Source organism: Mesorhizobium sp. M0830 (assembly GCF_040319965.1).
Classification (GTDB): Bacteria; Pseudomonadota; Alphaproteobacteria; order Rhizobiales; family Rhizobiaceae; genus Mesorhizobium.
This window is the reverse complement of sequence record NZ_JAMYOR010000036.1, coordinates 47,838-65,992: the sequence shown is the minus strand read 5'-3', so window position 1 is coordinate 65,992 and position 18,155 is coordinate 47,838. Positions and strand designations below refer to the sequence as shown.

The following is an 18,155-nucleotide window of genomic DNA, read 5'->3' as shown; positions in this document are numbered from 1 at the left end:
GGGGGGGGGGGGGCGCCCCGCGCGCCCCCGGTTGAGGGGGCCTTCGTAGGGCGCAGTCCCCCTCTCCGTCTCGGCTTCGCCGAGCCACCTCTCCCCCACTCACGTGGGGGCGAGGAACCCAAACTGGATAGGCCGAGCGGATGTCTCAAAGCTTCCATGTCGAATAGCCTGCACTGACGGATGCGATGTCCATCCTCCCCTCAAGGGGGAGCTGGGGCGGCCACCCGCCCAGGGAGACGAGCGGGCGGCCGGCAGACGCCGCTACTTCTGCGGCGCCTGGTCGATGATTGACTGCATCGTCTCCTGCGCATTGGCGATCGCGCCGTCGACGTCGTCGCCGAAGAAGACCTCGTTGATCATCTGCGTCCACGGCCCGTTGGCGGAGTTGATCAGGTCGTTGAACACCACCGAATAGGGCGTGCGGCCCTTGGCCATGGCCTCGGCGGCGATCTGGTAGCGCGGATCGAGATCCTTCAGCGCTTCCTTGGCGATGTCGCCGCGCACCGGCAGGCTGCCGTATTTGGCGAGGATGGTCTGGCCCTCGATCGAATAGGCGAAATCGAGGAATTCCTTCACCACGGGCAGTTTCGTGGTGCCCTTGGTGACGACGAAATTGTCGCCGCCGGCAAAGGACGACCAGCCGCTATCCTTGCCCGGCAGGAAGGTGACGCCGTAGTCGATATCGGGATACTGGGTGTTGAGCGCGCCGATGGCGAAGGCGCCGGAGGGTGAGATACCGATATTGCCGGCGGCGAAGGCGGCGAAGAAGTTGGCGCCGGTGTCGGTCTGCGCACCTGCCGGCACTAGGTCCTTCTTGACCATCGAGCGGTAGAGATCAATGGCGCTGCGCAATTGCGGGCTATCCAGCGTCGCCTTGGACCCGTCCTCCGAGAGGATGTCGCCGCCCGACGCCCAGATCAGCGGCGTGAAGGTGAAGATGTTGCAGCCGCCGCAATTGCCCGAGAAGTAGAAGCCCTTGATGTTACCGCCGAGTGCGTTGACCTTCTCGGCGTCGGCCGCGATCTCGGCCCAGTTGGTCGGCCCCTTCTCAGGGTCGAGGCCGGCCTGCTTGAACAGCTTTTTGTTCCAGATCAGCACCGAGGCGTCGGCGGAGAACGGCAGGCCGTAAATGTGGTCCTTATAGGTGCCGGTCTTCACATGCGCCGGCGACAGGCTGGCGAAATAGGGCAGGGACTTGGCCCAGTCGGTGATGTCCTCCAACTGGCCGGCAGCGGCGAAGGACGGCGTGTAGATCAGGTCGAGCGACAGCGCGTCCGGAGCAGTGCCGCCGGCGGCCGCAGCGCCATATTTCGGGATGATCTCGGCATTGGGGATGATGTCCAGTTTGACCTGGTTGGTGTGCGCCTTGTTGTAGGCGTCGACGATCCTCGGCATGAAATTGGAGCCGTCGGCGCGCACCCAGATGTTGGCCGTCTCGGCGGCGGCAGTGCCGAGTCCGCTACCCAGAACGGCAGCGGCCAGGGCCAGTTTGGCAATCAGGTTCCTCATGTTCTCCTCCTCCAGGTTTGGCCGCGCTCCGCGGCTTGGCGCCGATTGCGCGGCGCTTGGTTTCAGCCATCCAGCGGATGGCCGCATGACTGCCGCACCACCAGCCGGCACGGCAGTTTTCGAATGCCCGGCGCGGCGCGCTTGCCGCCGACCAGCGAAAGCAGGGTCAGCCCGGCCTCGCGCCCGAGTGCGACCAGGTTCATGTCGATGGAGGTCAGCGGCGGGCGCGTCGCCTCGGCCACGATCTCCCAATTGTCGAAACCGATGACGCCGACATCGCGCGGAACGTTCAGGCCGCGCTCGCGCAAGGCATCGATGACGCCGCGCGCGATCTGGTCGTTGCCGCAGAAGACGGCGTCCGGCATCTCGCTTTTGCCGTCGAACAGTTGCGCTACCGCCTGATGACCCCAGGCTTCCGACCAGGAGCCGAGCAGGGGCTCGGTGACCGGCAGGCTGTTTTCGATCAGCACGTCGCGGTAAGCCTGGGCGCGGGCGTGCACCACGGCAAAGCTCGCTGGGCCGGTGACATGGGCGATGCGCTTCCAGCCCAGCCGGCAAAGGTGCTCGACAGCCAGCCGGGCGCCGTCGGAATCGTCCGAAACGAAGGCGATGGCGTCGGGATCGGGCTGCGTGAAGGCATAGATCACCGGGACGCGCAGATTGCTGAGGTCGACAGGCAGATGGCGGTCGATGCGCTTGCCGGTGGCGATGATGCCGTCGACGCGTTTGTCGAGCATGGCGTCGACATGCATCTGGCCCAGCCGCGGATCCTCCTCGACATTGCACAGGAACACCGACACGCCATTGTCGACCAGCGCGTCCGAAATGCCAGACATCAGCGGCAGCGAGAAGCGGCCATAGGTGTCGTTGGTGAGCAGGCCGACGGTGAAGCTGCGCCGCCGGAGCAGGCTCTGCGCCAGGCTGTTGGGCCGGAAGCCGAGGCGCCGCGCCGTCTCGCGGATGCGTTCGCGCGTTTCGCCGGTCATTCGCCCCTGGTTGTTGAGCGCCTTCGAGGCGGTAGCGACGCTGACGCCGGCCTGCGCGGCCACGTCACGCAAGGTGACTGGCTTGGAAAAGGCCGGAACAGGCAGATCGTCCGATGGCATCGCGCCGAGAATCCTTAGCTGGGAAAAGGTTTTCTCTTACAGCCCGGAAAAGAACCGGCACGTGGCCAAGCCCGATCGGAAATGTTTGGAAAAACCTTTTCTCAAACCAAGGCTAAGCCAGATCTGATGGTCGTTCAAGCGGAAAAATGGTCTGGACAGGTAATGACTTCAGGTTTGGATTTCGCCCCGATGGTCGAGGAGATGGATCTCGGCTGATCGGCCGAAACCGGCTGCCGTCAGGCCGCACCATTGAGTCCGCGACCTCATCGCCTGAGTTGCCGTTGAGCGCGAGCCAGATGATCCAGGGAATCGAACCACGATGGAACCGGCACTGCTTTCGACAACAGCGGCGACAGCGACGATGTTCGCCAAGCGACCGCCGCGGTCATATAGGCTGATTCGCCTGGACCAGTTTTCATTGATATCGCGAGGATAAGTGTGTATTCATACACACATGAAGGGCGCCGATGTGATTGCAAGATTGGTTGGCGATGGATGGTTCGAAGTTGCTCGAAAAGGCAGTCATGCTCAGTTCAAGCATAACGACAAACCGGGACGGGTCACGGTTCCGCGCCCCAAGCGAGACATACCCATCGGCACCCTGCGCAGTATCGAAAAGCAGTCCGGATTGAGACTGAGGTGAGAGACATGAAGCAGTATATTGGACTTATCCATAAGGATGGCGAAAGCGACTTCGGCGTGTCTTTTCCTGATTTTCCTGGCTTGATTACGGCAGGTAAGGACTTGGATGACGCGCGAGTTATGGCCGAAGAGGCCCTTGCCTTTCATGTGGAAGGGCTTGTCGAAGATGGGGAGGCTATTCCAGAACCCTCGTCTCTAACCGAGGTTATGGCGTCGTCTGTCAACCGCGATGGTGTCGCCATTCTAGTTGGCCTGAAAACCGAAGCAAAAAAGGCGGTGCGGGTAAACGTCACTCTACCAGATGACGTTCTTCAGCGAATAGATGCCTTCGCCGAGGCTCATGGTTACACCCGTTCTGGATTTCTCGCCAAAGCGGCAGTGAAGGTAATGGAACTCGAGGCTACCTAACCCACCTTTCGTGACGAAAGGTGGGCGGAACTTCAGAGGCCAGCATCGCTTTCACTTGGAAGCGTCTTGGCCTCGACGATCATGACCCTGCGTTGCGTGACCATCGATACCCAAGACTGCGGTGTGGAGCCGTGAGCGCCACGGACCCGGCGTTAGGACGCGCGGAGGGCAGGGCGCAGGCCCTGATCGCCGTCGCCGCCATTCGGTCCTCAGCCGAAATCGGCTGCCGTCAGCACATACATGCTCCTGTGGGTGCGGTCGTAAGCCCTCGACGCCACTTCGCGGATGGCGCTGCCCTCGGTGTCGAATGTGGCGAGGTAACCGGCCTCATTGGCTGCGGCTGCTGGCTGCATCTTCGCCATCGCGTCGGCGGCGACCGAAAAGGAGATCTGGAACATGCCATCATAGCCGACGAAACGGATGCGCTGGCCGGCCTCGTCATAGCTGCGGCTACGGTTGGGGAAGGTGAGACTCATGTCTTGGCCTCCGTGGCTTTCTTGGTCACCCGCTTCTTCTTCGGCGTAGGATTGAGAGCCTCGGCGACGCGGTCAGCCTCTTCCTTGGCCAGCCGCAGTTCCCTGAGCCTTGCCGTCTTGATCTCCCGGGCCCTCGCTTCGGACATATATTCGGCGGTTGCCTTGTTTTTCTCCGCTGTCTTCTTCTGCTTGTCGACAAAGCGGGCTTCAGCTTTTTCCATGATCGTCTGATTGCCTTCGGCCATCGAAGAAATCTCCCTTGTACCTGAAATCGTGAAAGTGAACTCGTCCGACAAATAGGCACTCGATCGGCAAAATTCAATCTTTTGAATTATTTGACGATCTGCGGATATCACGAAACCGGCCGCCGAAATAATACTTTTGAATATTTAATTCGGACGCGAATAATTTTTGGCACTCCTATCTATCGAGTGCCAATGCGTCTATAGAAAGGGGGCGTGGCCGCCTGTGCCGGCCCCAGAAAGAATGTTCCCATGAAATTTCGGCCACTCCACGACCGCGTCGTCATTCGTCGCGCCGAAGGCGATATCAAATCCAAGGGCGGTATCATCATCCCCGACAATGCCAAGGAAAAGCCCGCGGAAGGCGAAGTCATCGCCGTTGGGCCTGGCGCCCGTGACGAAAACGGCGCGCTTGTTCCACTCGACGTCAAGGCAGGCGACTTCATCCTGTTCGGCAAATGGTCGGGCACCGAGGTCAAGATCGATGGCGAGGACCTTCTGATCATGAAGGAAGCTGACATCATGGGCGTCATCGACAAGAGCGAGACTGGCGTGATCGACAAGAGCGAGACGGGCGTCATCGACAAGAGCGCGGCCGCCAAGAAAGCTGCCTGATCTCATTTTCTCCGACCAAACTGGATAAAAATCATGTCTGCCAAGGAAATCAAATTCTCCACCGATGCGCGCGACCGCATGCTGCGCGGCGTCGAGATCCTCAACAATGCTGTGAAGGTCACGCTCGGTCCCAAGGGCCGCAACGTCATCCTCGACAAGGCCTATGGCGCTCCGCGCATCACCAAGGACGGCGTCACCGTCGCCAAGGAAATCGAGCTTGCCGACAAGTTCGAGAACATGGGCGCGCAGATGGTGCGCGAAGTCGCCTCGAAGACCAACGATCTGGCCGGTGATGGCACCACCACCGCTACGGTGCTGGCCGCCTCGATCCTGCGCGAAGGCGCCAAGCTGGTCGCCGCCGGCATGAACCCGATGGACCTCAAGCGCGGCATCGACCAGGCGGTTTCCGCCGTGGTCAAGGAAATCCAGGCTCGCGCCAAGAAGGTCAAGTCGTCGGCCGAGATCGCCCAGGTCGGCACCATCGCCGCCAATGGCGATGCCAGCGTCGGCGAGATGATCGCCAAGGCGATGGACAAGGTCGGCAATGACGGCGTCATCACCGTCGAGGAGGCCAAGACCGCCGACACCGAGCTCGACGTCGTCGAAGGCATGCAGTTCGACCGCGGTTACCTCTCGCCCTACTTCGTCACCAATGCCGACAAGATGCGAGCCGAGCTGGAAGACCCCTACATCCTCATCCACGAGAAGAAGCTCGGCAATCTGCAGGCGATGCTGCCGATCCTCGAAGCGGTGGTGCAGAGCGGCAGGCCGCTGCTGATCATCTCCGAGGACGTCGAAGGCGAGGCACTCGCCACGCTGGTCGTCAACAAATTGCGCGGTGGCCTGAAGGTCGCGGCCGTCAAGGCGCCGGGTTTCGGCGACCGCCGCAAGGCGATGCTGGAAGACATCGCCGTGCTGACATCGGGCCAGATGATCTCCGAGGATCTCGGCATCAAGCTCGAAAACGTCACTGTCGAGATGCTGGGCCGTGCCAAGCGCGTGCTGATCGAGAAGGACACCACCACGATCATCGACGGCGCCGGCACCAAGGCGACCATCCAAGCGCGCGTCGCCCAGATCAAGGGCCAGATCGAGGAGACGACCTCCGACTACGATAAGGAAAAGCTGCAGGAGCGGCTGGCCAAACTCTCCGGCGGTGTTGCCGTCATCCGCGTCGGCGGCGCCACCGAGTCGGAAGTCAAGGAAAAGAAGGACCGCATCGACGATGCTCTGAACGCAACGCGCGCCGCGGTTGAAGAAGGCATCGTGCCCGGCGGAGGCGTGGCACTGCTGCGTGCCAGGTCGGCACTGGCCGGCTTGAATGGCGCCAATGCCGATGTCACCGCAGGCATCTCGATCGTGCTTCGGGCGCTCGAAGCGCCGATCCGCCAGATCGCGGAGAATTCCGGCGTCGAAGGCTCGATCGTCGTCGGCAAGCTGATCGACAGCAAGGACCACAATCAGGGCTTCGACGCCCAGAACGAGACCTATGTCGACATGATCAAGGCGGGCATCGTCGACCCGGCGAAAGTGGTGCGCACCGCGCTGCAGGATGCCGGCTCGATCGCAGCCCTTCTGATCACCGCCGAAGCCATGATCACCGACATTCCGGCCAAGGATGCCGCACCTGCGGGCGGCGGTGGCGGTGGCATGGGCGGCTACTAAGGATTCGGCAGTCCTGCGAAAGGTGATTCCATAAAAGCCACCTTTCAGACCTGTCCTGAATCAGCCACCCCGGCTCTTCAATGGAGCCGGGATAACTACCGCCGGGGGTATTTTCTCCCGGCGTGCAGGCCTCTAGCCCAGGAGACGGATCCATGATCACGTTCGTGCGGAAGCCAGAGACGGTCGTGACGACCGAAAAAACCGAGGAAAGCCGCTTCGACCGCATCCGCAGGATTGCCGCCGACAAGCACAAGAAATCCGATTTCAACACGGCGACGCCATCAAAGAGCGAACCCAAACGCCCGATGTGAATCTGCGGCGCCGCCGCCACTTTCCGGCCCGAGCTCGATGCCATTGGCCGAGCCGAGATCCAGCCAGATCACTTCCGCAATCCGGTGGCTGCTAACGGCCTGTCTGGTATTGTCATTACATTAGCTAAGGCGCATATTTCTCAGGCAGCGGGCCCTCGGCCGCCAACGCGTCCAAGGGCGCCTGCGATTGTTACCGAAAAATCACTCCGTGCCGCTCGAATTATGGAGCAGCCACGAGACAGTGACATTTGGAGGAAATACCCATGAAAGTGACTATTTTGGCAAACTATGCGCCTCATGCCGCCAAAGGATTGATGCAAGGCTCGGACAGGCAAGCTGCGGTCAAGGCGCTTTTTGAAAGCGTTGGCGGCAAGATGACCAGCATGATGTTCACGCGCGGCATCTATGACGTCGTCGTCAATGGCGAGGTGCCGGACCAGTCAGCGGGGATTGGCATGTCCCTTGCGGTGCGAGCGAGCGGCTCGCTGACCGAGATGGTTGTTCTGGAAGAACTCGACATGAAGGCAGTGCTCGCGGCCGCCAACAAGGCAGCCGGCGCGTACAAACCCGCCGGCTAGTGGACTTGCCTTCTTGATCAAGGCAGCACGGTTCGATGGACGTGCCGTGCTGCCGAGTGTCGGACCGGCATCTTCTTCCGACTTTCGCTGCGACTGGAGTTCAAGCTAGTATCGTCCGGTGGTCGTTTGGTGCAGAGAGCTTGCGGAAACGCAACCGCGATTCTGATTACGGAGACAAGCCATGCTTGCGGCCAAAGCCATCGACACCTCAGACAAGGCCGCGTTCTATCGCGACCTTGCCGCCCAGCTTAAGGCGCTGCTCGACGGCGAGCGCGATTCGATCGCCAACGCCGCCAACACCGCGGCGCTGATTTTCCAGATGGTGCCGGACCTCAACTGGGCGGGGTTCTATTTCCTGCAATCGGACGAGGAAATGGTGCTCGGGCCGTTCCAGGGCAAGCCGGCTTGCGTGCGCATCGCCGTCGGCAAGGGTGTGTGCGGAACGGCGGTCGAACTCGGCACCTCGATGCTGATCAAGGACGTGCATGATTTCCCCGGCCACATCGCCTGCGACGCCGATTCGCGTTCGGAACTGGTGGTGCTGCTGGAGGACGATGAGGGCGTCTTTGGCGTGCTCGACCTCGACAGCCCGCTGCCGGCCCGCTTCGACAAGGCCGACCAGGCCGGCATTGAGACGCTGGCGGCGATCTATGCAGCGGCGAGTTCGTTCGAGGATTAGGGCATGCTGATATTCAGGTGAGGCCGGGCTGCGAACGGCGGCTTCCTGCGCTTCCGGTGCTCACGTAGTTAAGTACGCTCCGCTCCGGTTCTCGGAAGCCATCGTTCTCGCCCCGGCCTGACCTGAATCTCAACATGCCCTGGCCGGGTCTGAACCTGGCCGGGTCTGAACTAGGCGAATTTCACCAGCATCAGGCTGAAGCAGCCGATGAACAGGAAGGCCGAGAAGGCGAGCGCCAGCGGGCGCAGGCCGCGCGAGCGCAGCTGCGAAATGTCTGCCTGCAGGCCCATGGCGGCCAGCCCCATGGTCAGCATGATCGTGGTGGCGAGCGCTATTGCCGACTTCATCTCGGCCGGCATGGTGACCAAGCTGTTCAGCGCCACGACGGCGACAAAGGCGGCGACGAACCAAGGCATGGGCGGCCGTGCGGCTGACTGACCGCTGCTTTTGCGGCGGGCCATCAGGCCGAGCGTGATGACCATCGGCGCCAGCATGGCGACGCGGGTCAGCTTGGCGACGGTGGCGATCTCACCTGACTGGGTGCCGTTCTGGAAGCCGGCGCCGATGACTTGCGCCACCTCATGGATCGAAGCGCCGGCCCACAGGCCGAAAGCGTGCTGGTCGAGGCCGAGCATAGGCGCCATGAGCGGGAAGCCGAGCATGGCGACGGTGCCGAACAAAGTGATCGACGCGACGGCGTAGGCGACGTCCTCGTCGCGCGCATCGGTGACGATGTTGGTGGCGACGATGGCCGAGGCGCCGCAGACCGAAGTGCCGGCGGCGATCAGCTGCGCCAGCTTGGCGTCGACGCCGATCAGCCGGCCAAGCGTGATGGTGAAGACGAAGGTGGCGCCGAGCGTAGCCGCCACGATGCTGACGCCGTAGGCGCCAATCGATACCATCTGGCCAAGCGTCAGCTGGAAGCCGAGCAGCACGATGGCAAAGCGCAGCAGCCGGCGCTGCGAAAACGCGATGCCGGCTTTGGCGTGGGCGGGCGTGCCGAGCACGTTGGAATAGATCATGCCGGCGACGACGGCGGTTATCATCGGGCTGAACAAAGCGAAACCTGAGACATTGCGGGCCGAGAAGGCGACCCCGGTGATCATCGCGACCAAGACGATGCCTGGCACGATGCCGCTCCATTTGAGAGATTTTTGTCCCCGGGGAAGATCGGCAGAAATCAGGCTTTTCGGAATATCGTTCGCAATGTGGGTAAAGGAAGACAATGCAATGCTCCGGGCTGGTATCGCGGAGGAATGCCATTCCAGAACCAATCTTTCCAACGAATTATTTTCGTTAGAACGATCGATTTTTACGAACGATTGTCAGACTAAAGCTGCGCTTCGATGGCCGCCTTGTCGATCACCGACCAGACGTGCCTGATCCTGTCGTTCAGAAATTCATAGAAGACGTTCTCGCTGAAGGAGACCTTTCTGCCGTTGACGGGCAGGCCAAGGAAGGTTCCGATCGGCGTGCAGTTGAATTGGAGCCGGCTGGCTATGAAGGGCGTATCCGAGATCAGCAGTTGGATGTCGAAATAGAGGTCGGGGATTTCCGTAAAATCCCGCTCCAGCATTTTGCGGTAACCCGCCAGCCCGACCCGGTCGCCATTATAGTGCACCTCGTCATGGACGAACCGATGCAGGTTGCGCCAATCCTGATTGTTGAGGCAAGCGATGTAGCCTCGATAGTTGTCAGCCAGCTCTGTGTCGGTCACGGCAACGCTCCGGCGCTTGCGTCTTGGAAGAGGTGACGCTCGAGCAAGAAGATAGAGCGACGGCAGGTTCAATCCAGATGGATTGTGCTGTTGGAAGAGGTCGGCATCAACGAGATCCGTGTTGACCGACGGCGTATCGAGGACGCGAGGCTTGCGCCCGGATCGGGCGGGAACATCTCAGTTTGAAATTTGGCCTTGTGCGAACTCGCGTCTTGCGGCCGTGAAGACCTCGCGGGCCGCATCCGCATTCATGACGGCGATTGCAAGGCCTACGATGATATCTGGCCAAGCCGAATTCCACACGAACGCCGTGACCAGGCCGGCGGCAATGATTGCGACATTCGCCAGGACGTCGTTGCGGGCCGACAGGAATGCTGCATGGGTAAGGCTGCCGCTGTGATGGCGATAGCGGGCCAGCAAGAGCGCGCACGACAGGTTGACGAGGATCGCGCCAACCGCGGTGAGCGTTAGCGGAACGGGCGCTGGCGGAATCGGAATGTTGAATTTCTCCCAGGCCGTCCATAACGTCGCCAAAGCCGGGATCAGAAGTACTCCCGCCAGCGCCATTCCGAGCCGCGCTCTGTTGCGCATAGTCCAGCCCAGCGCAACCATGATCAGGAGGTTGACGGATGCATCCTCCAGAAAATCGATGCTGTCCGCGAACAGCGATACCGATCCGATCCAAACGGCTACGGCAAACTCGATTCCGAAATAGGCGAGGTTCAGGATGGCGACCATCCGCACCGCCTTGTTCAGCGTCCCGGTCATATTCTGTCCATCGATCAATTGCCGTTACCGCGAGACCTGCAACGAATCCATGACGTGAGACATTACCGATTGAGCATCCGCCTTGACAGCGCCACGCTTCATGCCCCAGCGTGACGGCATGTTCGTCTTTTCGCTCATCAACACCAAGCGGCGCCGCCCCTGCGCAGTGCGGAGCGGCAAGCTGATTGCGCGACGACGAAGGCCGGCACGATAGAACCAGTTCGTTCGTTTCCAGCCCCGTTCGCCTCAAGCAGGCCGACGGGGTTTTCATATTCTGGAGCATTTTCATGACCATCGTCTCTTCCATCCGGCTTCGGCCGGCGGTGCCGGCGGACGCCGCCGCGATCAGGGATATCGTTCGGGCCGCCTATGCCAAATGGGTGCCGGTAATCGGTCGCGAGCCGCTGCCGATGCGCACCGACTACGACAAGGCCGTTGCCGAGCATTCGTTCGATCTTGCCGTCGAGGGTGGCCGTATCGTCGGGATGATCGAAACCATCCTGGCCGACGATCATCTCTGGATCGAGAACGTCTGCGTCGCACCAGATGCGCAGGGCAGGGGGATCGGCCGACTGTTGCTGGAGCGGGCTGAGCAACAGGCAATAGAAGCGGGCCGCGTCGAGCTTCGCCTGCTGACCAATGGCGCCTTCGAGGCCAATGTGTCGCTCTACAGGAGGCACGGCTATGTCGTGGACCGGGAAGAGCCGTTCATGAATGGCGTGACGGTCTATATGAGCAAGAGACGGACGGGCTGATATGGGCGGGCCGGGCCATCCTGAGCCGTTGCGCCTTTTCGGTACGAAGCGGCGGAATAGACTCGGCCCGGCGAGCGCCGTCTTGCCAATTGGCAGATGCATGCTATATATCTGCCAATAGCGAGGTGCAAAATGCAGCTTCAGTCCATAGTCACCACACCGGCCGCAGCGGGAAGTGTCATATCAGACGACGAGGCGGGCGCGCTCGCGCGCACAACCGTCAACCTGTTCAAGGCCTGGAATCTCACCGACCTCGAAGCCTGTATCCTGCTCGGCGGCATGTCGGCCCGCACTTGGGCACGTTGGAAGACTGGGGCACGCTGGAAGGAGGGCGGCATCGGCAGGATCGACCGCGACCTGCGCACCCGCATGGCGCACCTGATGGGCATCCACAAGGGCCTGCGCTACCTGTTCACGGAGCCGGCGCGCGGCTATGCCTGGATCCGCAAGCCCAATGCCGCCTTCGGCGGCCAGTCGGCCCTCGACCTGATGCTGCGCGGCGAAATTTCCGATCTTGCCGCGATGCGCGAATGGCTCGATGCGGAGCGTGGTGCATGGTGAGTGGGCTTGCGGTCCGTCGCCGCGTCGACTGGCACCAGACCTTCCGCATCATCCGCTCCATCCATCCGCCGATAGACCTTTTCGAGGACATCGCAGACCCGCGCGACTGGGAGGCGCTGGCCTCGGTCGAGGCGAAGACCAACCCGCGCATAAGGTTCGAGATCGGCGACCTCGGCAAGGTGGCCGCCGCAAGACGGGTTTCCGGGCCCGGCGCCAGCTTCGTGATGGCGCCCTTCGTGCATTGTTCGACGCTGCGGCCCGGACGCTTCTCGGACGGCAGCTACGGCATCTACTATGCCGGTGACAGCGAGGACGTGGCGCTGGCCGAGACCATCCATCACCACCAGAAATTCATGCGAGCCACCCATGAGGATCCAGGCTGGACGGCGGATTTCCGCGTGCTGATCGGCAGCGTCGACCGCGACCTCGATGACGTCAACGCGGTACCTGATGTGCTCGACCCGGACGACTATTCCGCCTCGCAGGCGGAAGGGCGTGCGCTGCGGGCGGCAGGCAGCGACGGGCTGGTGTGGAACAGCGTGCGCATGCCGGGCGGCGGCTGCATCGGCATCTTCTGGCCAGACGTCATCACCATTCCGGTGCAGGGCCGACATTACAGCTATCACTGGGACGGTGCCCGCGTGGACTTCGTGCGCCAGCACGATACAGGAAAGGTGCTGGCGGTCACCTGACGACGTGCAAACACGCTTTACAGATCGCGGCGAACCCGATATCCGGAAATCCATAAATCCAAGGATTCGGATATATGGATAAGAAAGGCACTTTGAACGCGCTGGCCGCACTTGGCCAGGAGACGCGGCTGGATGTCTTCCGGCTGCTCGTGCGCGCCGGGCCGCAAGGCATTCCGGCGGGCGAGATCGCGGCAAGGCTGGACACGGTCCAGAACACCATGTCGGCGCACCTGAAGGTGCTCGCCCATGCCGGGCTGATCCGTCCCGAACGCAACGGCCGGATCGTGCGCTACGTCGCCGACATGACCGGCTTGCGCGACCTTCTGGCCTATCTGATGGAAGATTGCTGCAACGGCGCGCCGGAACTCTGTCGACCTGTCATCAATGCCGTGACCTGTGACTGCTAGGGGGCAACCACCGATGAGCGATCCAGAAGCGCGTGGACGAGTTCGGCCGAAACCTGCCGAAGGTGACTTGCCACGCCGCATCGTCGCGGAAGCCTTGGGAACCGCGCTGCTGGTCGCGACTGTGGTCGGCTCCGGCATCATGGCCGCCCGGCTGACACACGACGTCGCCGTTTCACTGCTCGGCAACACCTTGCCGACGGGAGCGATCCTCGTCGTGCTGATCACGATACTGGGACCGATCTCGGGGGCGCACTTCAATCCCGTCGTCACGCTGGTATTCGCGTTTCGACGCGAGATCGAGGCGAACGCGGCGCTTGCCTATATCATCGCCCAGGTCGCGGGCGGCATCGCCGGGACATTTCTGGCCCATGCCATGTTCGAACTGCCGATCCTGCAGGCCTCGGCGACGGTGCGGACCGGAACCGGGCAATGGCTCGCGGAGGCAGTCGCCGCCTTCGGCCTTGTCTTCACCATCCTGGCAGGCCTGCGCTTCCGCTCCGACTCGATCCCTTGGCTGGTCGGGCTCTACATAACGGCTGCCTACTGGTTCACCGCTTCGACCTCCTTCGCCAACCCGGCCGTCGCTATCGCCCGCGCTTTTTCCGACACTTTTTCTGGCATCCGTCCGGTCGACCTGCCAGGCTTCATAGCCGCCGAATTGCTGGGGGCGCTGCTGGCCATGGCCCTGGCGGGCTGGCTGCTCGCCGAGCCGAAACCGATCAAACAGATGAAGGCCGCGCAATGACCGTCACCATCTATCACAACCCGGCCTGCGGCACGTCGCGCAACACGCTGGCCATCATCCGGCAGTCGGGCGAGGAGCCGGAGGTGATCGACTATCTGAAGACGCCGCCGTCGCGCGAAAGGCTGGTCGAACTGATCGCGGCGATGGGCATGACACCGCGCGACCTGCTGCGCGAGAAGGACACGCCCTATGCCGAACTCGGGCTTGCCGACCCGAAATGGACCGACGAGCAGATCCTCGATCTCATGCTCGAGCATCCGATCCTGATCAACCGGCCGATCGTGGTCAGTCCGCTCGGCGTCGTCCTGGCGCGACCGTCGGAAAAGGTGCTGGACATCCTGCCCAACCCGGAGATCGGCGCGTTCACCAAGGAGGACGGCGAGGTGGTCATCGACGCCTTGGGCAAGCGTGTCGTCTGACGTTATTTCCATATTTTTCGAAATTTGATTGACGACGCGAAAAGTGTCGCATAGCTTATTTCCATGAAACTCGAAAAAGCAGCCGCGCAGCTCGAAGCGCTCGGCAACCCGACACGGCTTCAGCTCTATCGCATCCTGGTGCGCGCCGGAGAGGAGGGGCTTGCCGTCGGCAGCGTCCAGGGCAAGCTCGACATTCCGTCCTCGACGCTGTCACATCACCTCAAGCGGCTGGTCGACACCGGCCTTGTCACGCAGGAGCGGCAGGCGACGACGCTGATCTGCCGCGCCAACTATCCCGGCATGAACGCACTGATCGGCTATCTGGCCGACGAGTGCTGCGCCGACGCCACCTGCGCGCCTGCCGCCAGCAAAGCGCCGGCCTGATTTTTTTGGACGTATAATTCGAAGATACCGGAAGGATCGAACCGATGGACATGATGGCAGATCTTCCCGTCGCGGTGATCGGCGCCGGCCCGGTCGGCCTCGCTGCCGCGGCGCACCTGGTCGAGCGCGGCATCCGCCCGCTGATCCTGGAGCGCGGCGAGAGTGTCGGTGCTGCACTGCTCGAATGGGGTCACGTGCGGGTTTTTTCGCCGTGGAGATACAACATCGACGCGGCGGCGCGGGCGCTGCTCGACCGCTCCGGCTGGACGGCGCCCGACAGCCAAGCCCTGCCGACCGGCGGCGAGATCGTACGCGACTATCTGGCGCCGCTTGGCCGGCTTCCCGCGATCGCCGCCAATCTGAAGCTCGGCGCCGAGGTCACCGCGATCACCCGTCAGGGGCATGACAAGATCGCCAATGAAGGCCGCAAGCAAGCGCCCTTCGTCATCCGCTACCGCGATGCCCGCGGCGAGCACCGCGCCCACGCGCGCGCCGTCATTGACGCGTCCGGAACCTGGTGGCGGCCAAACCCGATCGGCGTCGATGGACTGCCGGTTCCAGGCGAGGGCGAGGCTCGCGGGCGCATCGCCTACGGCATTCCCGACGTAGTCGGCAAGGCGAGAAAAGACTATGCGGGCAAGCGCGTCCTCGTCATCGGCGGCGGGCACTCGGCCATCAACGTCGCCCTGGCGCTGATGGAGTTGCGGGACGCCGCACCCGGCACCGAGATTTTCTGGGCGCTGCGCCACGCCAGCGTCGAAAGATTGCTCGGCGGCGGGCTGAACGACCAGTTGCCGGAACGCGGCGCGCTCGGGCTGGCCGCCAAGCAGGCGATGGCGGATGGCCGGCTGAACATGCTGGCGCCTTTCGCCGTCAACCGCATCGAGGTGCAAGGCGAGGGGCTCGTCGTCGACGCCAGCCTGGCCGGCAAGCCGTTCAACCTGGCCGTCGACCGCATCGTCGTCACCACCGGCTTCCGGCCCGATCTGTCGTTCCTCGGCGAAGTCCGCATCGCACTCGATCCCGCCGTCGAGGCGCCGCCGGCGCTGGCGCCGCTGATCGATCCGAATTTCCACTCATGCGGCACGGTTCCCGCGCATGGCATCTCGGAGCTCGCCCATCCCGAACCGGGTTTTGCCATCGTCGGCTCGAAATCCTATGGCCGCGCGCCGACCTTCCTGATGGCGACCGGCTACGAACAGGTCCGCTCGGTGGTCGCCGATATTGCCGGAGACCATGCCGCGGCTCGCGAGGTGCGGCTGGTGCTGCCGGAAACCGGCGTGTGCAGCGCCACCGGCGTCGTGACGGTGTCGAAAAGCGCCGGCTGCTGCGGCGGCCCCGCGCCCGCCAATGTCGATGCCTGCTGCGTCAGGGATGCGGACGCCAAGGCAAACGGCGCGTCGGGCTGCGGCTGTGCAACCGCGCCGGCCGGCATCGAGGCGCGAGAGACGATGGCAGCCAGCGATGCCTGACCGATCTGTCCTGCGCAAGGCGATCTGGGCGCTCGGGCTGACCCAGATCATCGGTTACGGCACGCTCTACTACAGCTTCTCGATCCTGGCGCCGGCTATGGCCCGCGAATTCGACCTCACCGAAGGCTGGGTGTTCGGCGCCTTGTCCGCCTCGCTGTTCGCCGGCAGCCTGTTCGCGCCGACGGCTGGAGGCTGGGCCGACCGCTTCGGCGCTGGGCGCATCATGACCATGGGCTCGGTCGCGGCAGCCTTGGCGCTGGCGCTGTGCGCCGTCTCGCCCGGCCGCGTGAGTTTCGTTCTGGCGCTGCTGGCGATGGAACTGGCCTCCAGCTTCGTCCTCTATAGCGCCGCCTTCGTGGCGATCGTGCAGATCGGGGTTCCGAGTCCGCAGCGCAGCATAACCCACCTCACACTGATCGCCGGGTTCGCTTCGACGCTGTTCTGGCCGCTGACCTCGGCGCTGCATGCGCAGCTGACATGGCGCGAGGTCTATCTTTTGTTCGCGGCACTCAATCTCGGGCTCTGCCTGCCGATCCACGCCTGGCTGATGCGCCTGTCGCGCCATCACGCGACGGCCGCGAGCCAAGAGCGCGGGCCTGCCCCGGAAGCGGGCGCGCCGCTCGATTCGCGGCGCGGCCGGGCTGCGTTCCTGTTGATGCTGGCGGGCTTCGCGACCGAAGGCTTCGTGCTGTCTGCGATCCTGATCCACATGGTGCCGCTGACAGCGGCTCTTGGGCTCGGCACCGCCGGCCTCTTCGTCTCGACCCTGTTCGGCCCGTCACAGGTCGCCAGCCGGCTGATCAACATGCTGTTTGGCGGGCGATTGCCGCAAACGCACCTTGCCGTCATCGCAGCTTCGCTGCTCACGGCCGGGCTGTGCGCGTTGCTGTTGACCACACCGTGGCTGCCCGGCGCCTTCCTGTTCGTGTTCCTGTTTGGCCTCGGGTCCGGCCTCACCAGCATCGTCGGCGGCACCTTGCCGCTCGAACTCTTCGGCCGCGAGGGCTATGGCGCGCGGCTCGGATGGGCGAGCGCCGCCCGTCAGTTCACCTCGTCCTTCGCGCCGTTCGCGCTCGCCTTCATGATGGCGCGGACTTCGGTCGCCAATTCGCTGTGGGTGCTGGTGGCCGTCGCCGCGAGCGGCGTCATCGCCTTCCTCGCCATCGCGCTGCTGAGGCGGCGTGGCGGCCGGGTTGCGTTTGTGATGGGCGGGAGTCCGGAAGAGGCGGCTTGACTGCTTCGCGTCAATGCCTGAGAATTTTGCCGAGGAAAGCCCGGCTGCGGTCGGTCTTGGGGTGCGAGAAGAACTCGTCGGGCGTGCCGCTTTCGACGATGGCGCCGGCGTCCATGAACACCACGCGTTGGGCGACCTTGCGGGCAAAGCCCATCTCATGCGTCACCACCATCATCGTCATGCCTTCCTCTGCGACCGCCACCATGACGTCGAGCACTTCGGAAATCATCTCGGGGTCGAGCGCCGAGGTCGGCTCGTCGAACAGCATGATCTTGGGCCGCATGCCGAGGCAACGCGCGATCGCCACGCGCTGCTGCTGGCCGCCGGAGAGCTGTGCCGGATAGGCATTGACCTTGTCGGCCAGCCCGACCTTGGCCAGCAATTCGCGCCCGGCCTTTTCGGCCTCGCCCCGCGGGATCTTGCGGACATGGATGGGGGCGAGCGTCACGTTTTCGAGCGCGGTCTTGTGCGGGTAGAGGTTGAACGACTGGAAGACGAAGCCAATCTCGGTGCGCAGCTGCGTCATGTTGGTGGCGGGGTCGCCGAGGCGCTGGCCGTCGACGGTGAGGTCGCCGTCCTTGATCGCTTCCAGACCGTTGACGCAGCGGATCAGGGTGCTCTTGCCGGAGCCGCTCGGGCCACAGACGACGACCACTTCGCGCGGCTCGACGCTGAGCGTGATATCCCTGAGCACGTTGAGCGAGCCGAACCATTTGTTGACGCCGCGAAAGTCGATCATGCCCGTTTTGGTCATATCTTTTGGGCTCTTC

At 63.0% G+C, this 18,155-nt stretch carries 25 protein-coding genes; 17 read left to right on the top strand and 8 right to left on the bottom strand.

Translation table 11 applies throughout. The annotated features are described in order from the left end of the window. Positions 1-261: 261 nt before the first annotated feature. Both NKI20_RS20865 and NKI20_RS20860 read right to left on the bottom strand, forming a co-directional pair. On the bottom strand, positions 262-1,509 hold the full coding sequence (locus NKI20_RS20865) for an ABC transporter substrate-binding protein (protein ID WP_352833731.1): 1,248 nt from the start codon (positions 1,507-1,509) through the stop codon (positions 262-264). 62 nt (positions 1,510-1,571) lie between these two features. Continuing rightward, on the bottom strand, positions 1,572-2,615 hold the full coding sequence (locus NKI20_RS20860) for a LacI family DNA-binding transcriptional regulator (protein WP_352833728.1): 1,044 nt from the start codon (positions 2,613-2,615) through the stop codon (positions 1,572-1,574). Positions 2,616-2,696: 81 nt separating this feature from the next. Here NKI20_RS20860 and NKI20_RS20855 point away from each other — a divergent pair, with 81 nt between their 5' ends. The 3 genes from NKI20_RS20855 (at position 2,697) to NKI20_RS20845 (ending at position 3,665) form a co-directional block, all read left to right on the top strand. Further along, positions 2,697-2,831: a hypothetical protein gene (locus tag NKI20_RS20855; protein WP_352833725.1), complete on the top strand. Its 135-nt coding sequence runs from the start codon at positions 2,697-2,699 to the stop codon at positions 2,829-2,831. 238 nt (positions 2,832-3,069) lie between these two features. Further along, positions 3,070-3,258: a type II toxin-antitoxin system HicA family toxin gene (locus tag NKI20_RS20850; protein ID WP_352833723.1), complete on the top strand. Its 189-nt coding sequence runs from the start codon at positions 3,070-3,072 to the stop codon at positions 3,256-3,258. A gap of 5 nt (positions 3,259-3,263) precedes the next feature. After that, on the top strand, positions 3,264-3,665 hold the full coding sequence (locus NKI20_RS20845) for a type II toxin-antitoxin system HicB family antitoxin (protein ID WP_352833720.1): 402 nt from the start codon (positions 3,264-3,266) through the stop codon (positions 3,663-3,665). Positions 3,666-3,874: 209 nt separating this feature from the next. Here the strand turns inward: NKI20_RS20845 and NKI20_RS20840 are convergent, their stop codons facing one another. Together NKI20_RS20840 and NKI20_RS20835 are read right to left on the bottom strand one after the other, a co-directional pair. After that, positions 3,875-4,141 carry a DUF1488 family protein gene (locus tag NKI20_RS20840; protein WP_023760014.1) on the bottom strand — a complete coding sequence of 89 codons (267 nt, stop codon included), beginning with the start codon at positions 4,139-4,141 and terminating at the stop codon, positions 3,875-3,877. Beyond that, positions 4,138-4,386, bottom strand: a complete 249-nt coding sequence (locus NKI20_RS20835; RefSeq protein WP_023760015.1) for a hypothetical protein — start codon at positions 4,384-4,386, stop codon at positions 4,138-4,140. The genes NKI20_RS20840 and NKI20_RS20835 overlap by 4 nt, the downstream gene beginning before the upstream one ends. 249 nt (positions 4,387-4,635) lie before the next feature. Here NKI20_RS20835 and NKI20_RS20830 point away from each other — a divergent pair, with 249 nt between their 5' ends. The 5 genes from NKI20_RS20830 to msrC all read left to right on the top strand — a co-directional run bounded on the left by NKI20_RS20830 (position 4,636) and on the right by msrC (position 8,231). After that, complete coding sequence (locus NKI20_RS20830; protein ID WP_352608583.1) at positions 4,636-4,998, top strand: co-chaperone GroES; 363 nt, start codon at positions 4,636-4,638, stop codon at positions 4,996-4,998. A gap of 33 nt (positions 4,999-5,031) precedes the next feature. Continuing rightward, positions 5,032-6,663, top strand: coding sequence for a chaperonin GroEL (gene groL, locus NKI20_RS20825; RefSeq protein WP_352833716.1), 1,632 nt, complete (start codon positions 5,032-5,034; stop codon positions 6,661-6,663). A 152-nt stretch (positions 6,664-6,815) separates the two neighbouring features. After that, positions 6,816-6,974 (top strand): hypothetical protein, encoded by a 159-nt coding sequence (locus NKI20_RS20820; RefSeq protein WP_352833713.1) that lies wholly within the window; start codon positions 6,816-6,818, stop codon positions 6,972-6,974. A 263-nt stretch (positions 6,975-7,237) separates the two neighbouring features. Continuing rightward, positions 7,238-7,552 (top strand): GYD domain-containing protein, encoded by a 315-nt coding sequence (locus tag NKI20_RS20815; RefSeq protein WP_352730973.1) that lies wholly within the window; start codon positions 7,238-7,240, stop codon positions 7,550-7,552. A gap of 181 nt (positions 7,553-7,733) precedes the next feature. Next, positions 7,734-8,231 (top strand): free L-methionine (R)-S-oxide reductase MsrC, encoded by a 498-nt coding sequence (gene msrC, locus NKI20_RS20810; protein WP_352608579.1) that lies wholly within the window; start codon positions 7,734-7,736, stop codon positions 8,229-8,231. Between the two features lie 170 nt (positions 8,232-8,401). Here msrC and NKI20_RS20805 read toward each other — a convergent pair whose 3' ends face one another. From NKI20_RS20805 to NKI20_RS20795, 3 genes are all read right to left on the bottom strand, one after another. After that, positions 8,402-9,457, bottom strand: coding sequence for a YeiH family protein (locus tag NKI20_RS20805; protein ID WP_352833708.1), 1,056 nt, complete (start codon positions 9,455-9,457; stop codon positions 8,402-8,404). Between the two features lie 104 nt (positions 9,458-9,561). Further along, on the bottom strand, positions 9,562-9,948 hold the full coding sequence (locus NKI20_RS20800; RefSeq protein WP_352833705.1) for an ester cyclase: 387 nt from the start codon (positions 9,946-9,948) through the stop codon (positions 9,562-9,564). Positions 9,949-10,125: 177 nt separating this feature from the next. Beyond that, entirely contained in the window at positions 10,126-10,716 is a 591-nt protein-coding gene (locus NKI20_RS20795; protein WP_352730977.1) for a cation efflux transmembrane domain-containing protein, read from the bottom strand. 287 nt (positions 10,717-11,003) lie between these two features. On the opposite strand from NKI20_RS20795, the gene NKI20_RS20790 reads away from it, so the two are divergent. The 9 genes from NKI20_RS20790 (at position 11,004) to arsK (ending at position 17,385) form a co-directional block, all read left to right on the top strand. Beyond that, complete coding sequence (locus NKI20_RS20790; RefSeq protein WP_352833700.1) at positions 11,004-11,471, top strand: GNAT family N-acetyltransferase; 468 nt, start codon at positions 11,004-11,006, stop codon at positions 11,469-11,471. A 132-nt stretch (positions 11,472-11,603) separates the two neighbouring features. Beyond that, complete coding sequence (locus tag NKI20_RS20785) at positions 11,604-12,032, top strand: antitoxin Xre/MbcA/ParS toxin-binding domain-containing protein (RefSeq protein WP_352730982.1); 429 nt, start codon at positions 11,604-11,606, stop codon at positions 12,030-12,032. Next, entirely contained in the window at positions 12,026-12,724 is a 699-nt protein-coding gene (locus NKI20_RS20780; protein WP_352608573.1) for an RES family NAD+ phosphorylase, read from the top strand. The genes NKI20_RS20785 and NKI20_RS20780 overlap by 7 nt, the downstream gene beginning before the upstream one ends. A 74-nt stretch (positions 12,725-12,798) precedes the next feature. Then, on the top strand, positions 12,799-13,131 hold the full coding sequence (locus NKI20_RS20775) for an ArsR/SmtB family transcription factor (RefSeq protein WP_352608572.1): 333 nt from the start codon (positions 12,799-12,801) through the stop codon (positions 13,129-13,131). A gap of 13 nt (positions 13,132-13,144) precedes the next feature. Next, positions 13,145-13,876, top strand: a complete 732-nt coding sequence (locus NKI20_RS20770) for an aquaporin (protein ID WP_352833695.1) — start codon at positions 13,145-13,147, stop codon at positions 13,874-13,876. Next, positions 13,873-14,295: an arsenate reductase (glutaredoxin) gene (arsC, locus tag NKI20_RS20765; protein WP_352833693.1), complete on the top strand. Its 423-nt coding sequence runs from the start codon at positions 13,873-13,875 to the stop codon at positions 14,293-14,295. Before NKI20_RS20770 ends, arsC begins: the two co-directional genes overlap by 4 nt. A gap of 63 nt (positions 14,296-14,358) precedes the next feature. After that, a complete protein-coding gene (locus tag NKI20_RS20760) occupies positions 14,359-14,679 on the top strand; it encodes an ArsR/SmtB family transcription factor (protein WP_352833690.1) in 321 nt (106 codons plus the stop codon). Between the two features lie 44 nt (positions 14,680-14,723). Beyond that, positions 14,724-16,151: an NAD(P)-binding domain-containing protein gene (locus NKI20_RS20755; protein WP_352833687.1), complete on the top strand. Its 1,428-nt coding sequence runs from the start codon at positions 14,724-14,726 to the stop codon at positions 16,149-16,151. Further along, on the top strand, positions 16,144-17,385 hold the full coding sequence (arsK, locus tag NKI20_RS20750; protein WP_352833684.1) for an arsenite efflux MFS transporter ArsK: 1,242 nt from the start codon (positions 16,144-16,146) through the stop codon (positions 17,383-17,385). The genes NKI20_RS20755 and arsK overlap by 8 nt, the downstream gene beginning before the upstream one ends. A 10-nt stretch (positions 17,386-17,395) precedes the next feature. Here the strand turns inward: arsK and NKI20_RS20745 are convergent, their stop codons facing one another. Further along, positions 17,396-18,139, bottom strand: coding sequence for an amino acid ABC transporter ATP-binding protein (locus tag NKI20_RS20745; protein ID WP_352833681.1), 744 nt, complete (start codon positions 18,137-18,139; stop codon positions 17,396-17,398). Positions 18,140-18,155: the final 16 nt, after the last annotated feature.

Coding starts and splice junctions, on each gene's coding strand:
- NKI20_RS20865 (WP_352833731.1), bottom strand. CDS start 1,509: ATGAGGAACCTGATTGCCAAACTGGCCCTGGCCGCTGCCGTTCTGGGT.
- NKI20_RS20860 (WP_352833728.1), bottom strand. CDS start 2,615: ATGCCATCGGACGATCTGCCTGTTCCGGCCTTTTCCAAGCCAGTCACC.
- NKI20_RS20855 (WP_352833725.1), top strand. CDS start 2,697: ATGTTTGGAAAAACCTTTTCTCAAACCAAGGCTAAGCCAGATCTGATG.
- NKI20_RS20850 (WP_352833723.1), top strand. CDS start 3,070: ATGAAGGGCGCCGATGTGATTGCAAGATTGGTTGGCGATGGATGGTTC.
- NKI20_RS20845 (WP_352833720.1), top strand. CDS start 3,264: ATGAAGCAGTATATTGGACTTATCCATAAGGATGGCGAAAGCGACTTC.
- NKI20_RS20840 (WP_023760014.1), bottom strand. CDS start 4,141: ATGAGTCTCACCTTCCCCAACCGTAGCCGCAGCTATGACGAGGCCGGC.
- NKI20_RS20835 (WP_023760015.1), bottom strand. CDS start 4,386: ATGGCCGAAGGCAATCAGACGATCATGGAAAAAGCTGAAGCCCGCTTT.
- NKI20_RS20830 (WP_352608583.1), top strand. CDS start 4,636: ATGAAATTTCGGCCACTCCACGACCGCGTCGTCATTCGTCGCGCCGAA.
- groL (WP_352833716.1), top strand. CDS start 5,032: ATGTCTGCCAAGGAAATCAAATTCTCCACCGATGCGCGCGACCGCATG.
- NKI20_RS20820 (WP_352833713.1), top strand. CDS start 6,816: ATGATCACGTTCGTGCGGAAGCCAGAGACGGTCGTGACGACCGAAAAA.
- NKI20_RS20815 (WP_352730973.1), top strand. CDS start 7,238: ATGAAAGTGACTATTTTGGCAAACTATGCGCCTCATGCCGCCAAAGGA.
- msrC (WP_352608579.1), top strand. CDS start 7,734: ATGCTTGCGGCCAAAGCCATCGACACCTCAGACAAGGCCGCGTTCTAT.
- NKI20_RS20795 (WP_352730977.1), bottom strand. CDS start 10,716: ATGACCGGGACGCTGAACAAGGCGGTGCGGATGGTCGCCATCCTGAAC.
- NKI20_RS20790 (WP_352833700.1), top strand. CDS start 11,004: ATGACCATCGTCTCTTCCATCCGGCTTCGGCCGGCGGTGCCGGCGGAC.
- NKI20_RS20785 (WP_352730982.1), top strand. CDS start 11,604: ATGCAGCTTCAGTCCATAGTCACCACACCGGCCGCAGCGGGAAGTGTC.
- NKI20_RS20780 (WP_352608573.1), top strand. CDS start 12,026: ATGGTGAGTGGGCTTGCGGTCCGTCGCCGCGTCGACTGGCACCAGACC.
- NKI20_RS20775 (WP_352608572.1), top strand. CDS start 12,799: ATGGATAAGAAAGGCACTTTGAACGCGCTGGCCGCACTTGGCCAGGAG.
- NKI20_RS20770 (WP_352833695.1), top strand. CDS start 13,145: ATGAGCGATCCAGAAGCGCGTGGACGAGTTCGGCCGAAACCTGCCGAA.
- arsC (WP_352833693.1), top strand. CDS start 13,873: ATGACCGTCACCATCTATCACAACCCGGCCTGCGGCACGTCGCGCAAC.
- NKI20_RS20760 (WP_352833690.1), top strand. CDS start 14,359: ATGAAACTCGAAAAAGCAGCCGCGCAGCTCGAAGCGCTCGGCAACCCG.
- NKI20_RS20755 (WP_352833687.1), top strand. CDS start 14,724: ATGGACATGATGGCAGATCTTCCCGTCGCGGTGATCGGCGCCGGCCCG.
- arsK (WP_352833684.1), top strand. CDS start 16,144: ATGCCTGACCGATCTGTCCTGCGCAAGGCGATCTGGGCGCTCGGGCTG.
- NKI20_RS20745 (WP_352833681.1), bottom strand. CDS start 18,139: ATGACCAAAACGGGCATGATCGACTTTCGCGGCGTCAACAAATGGTTC.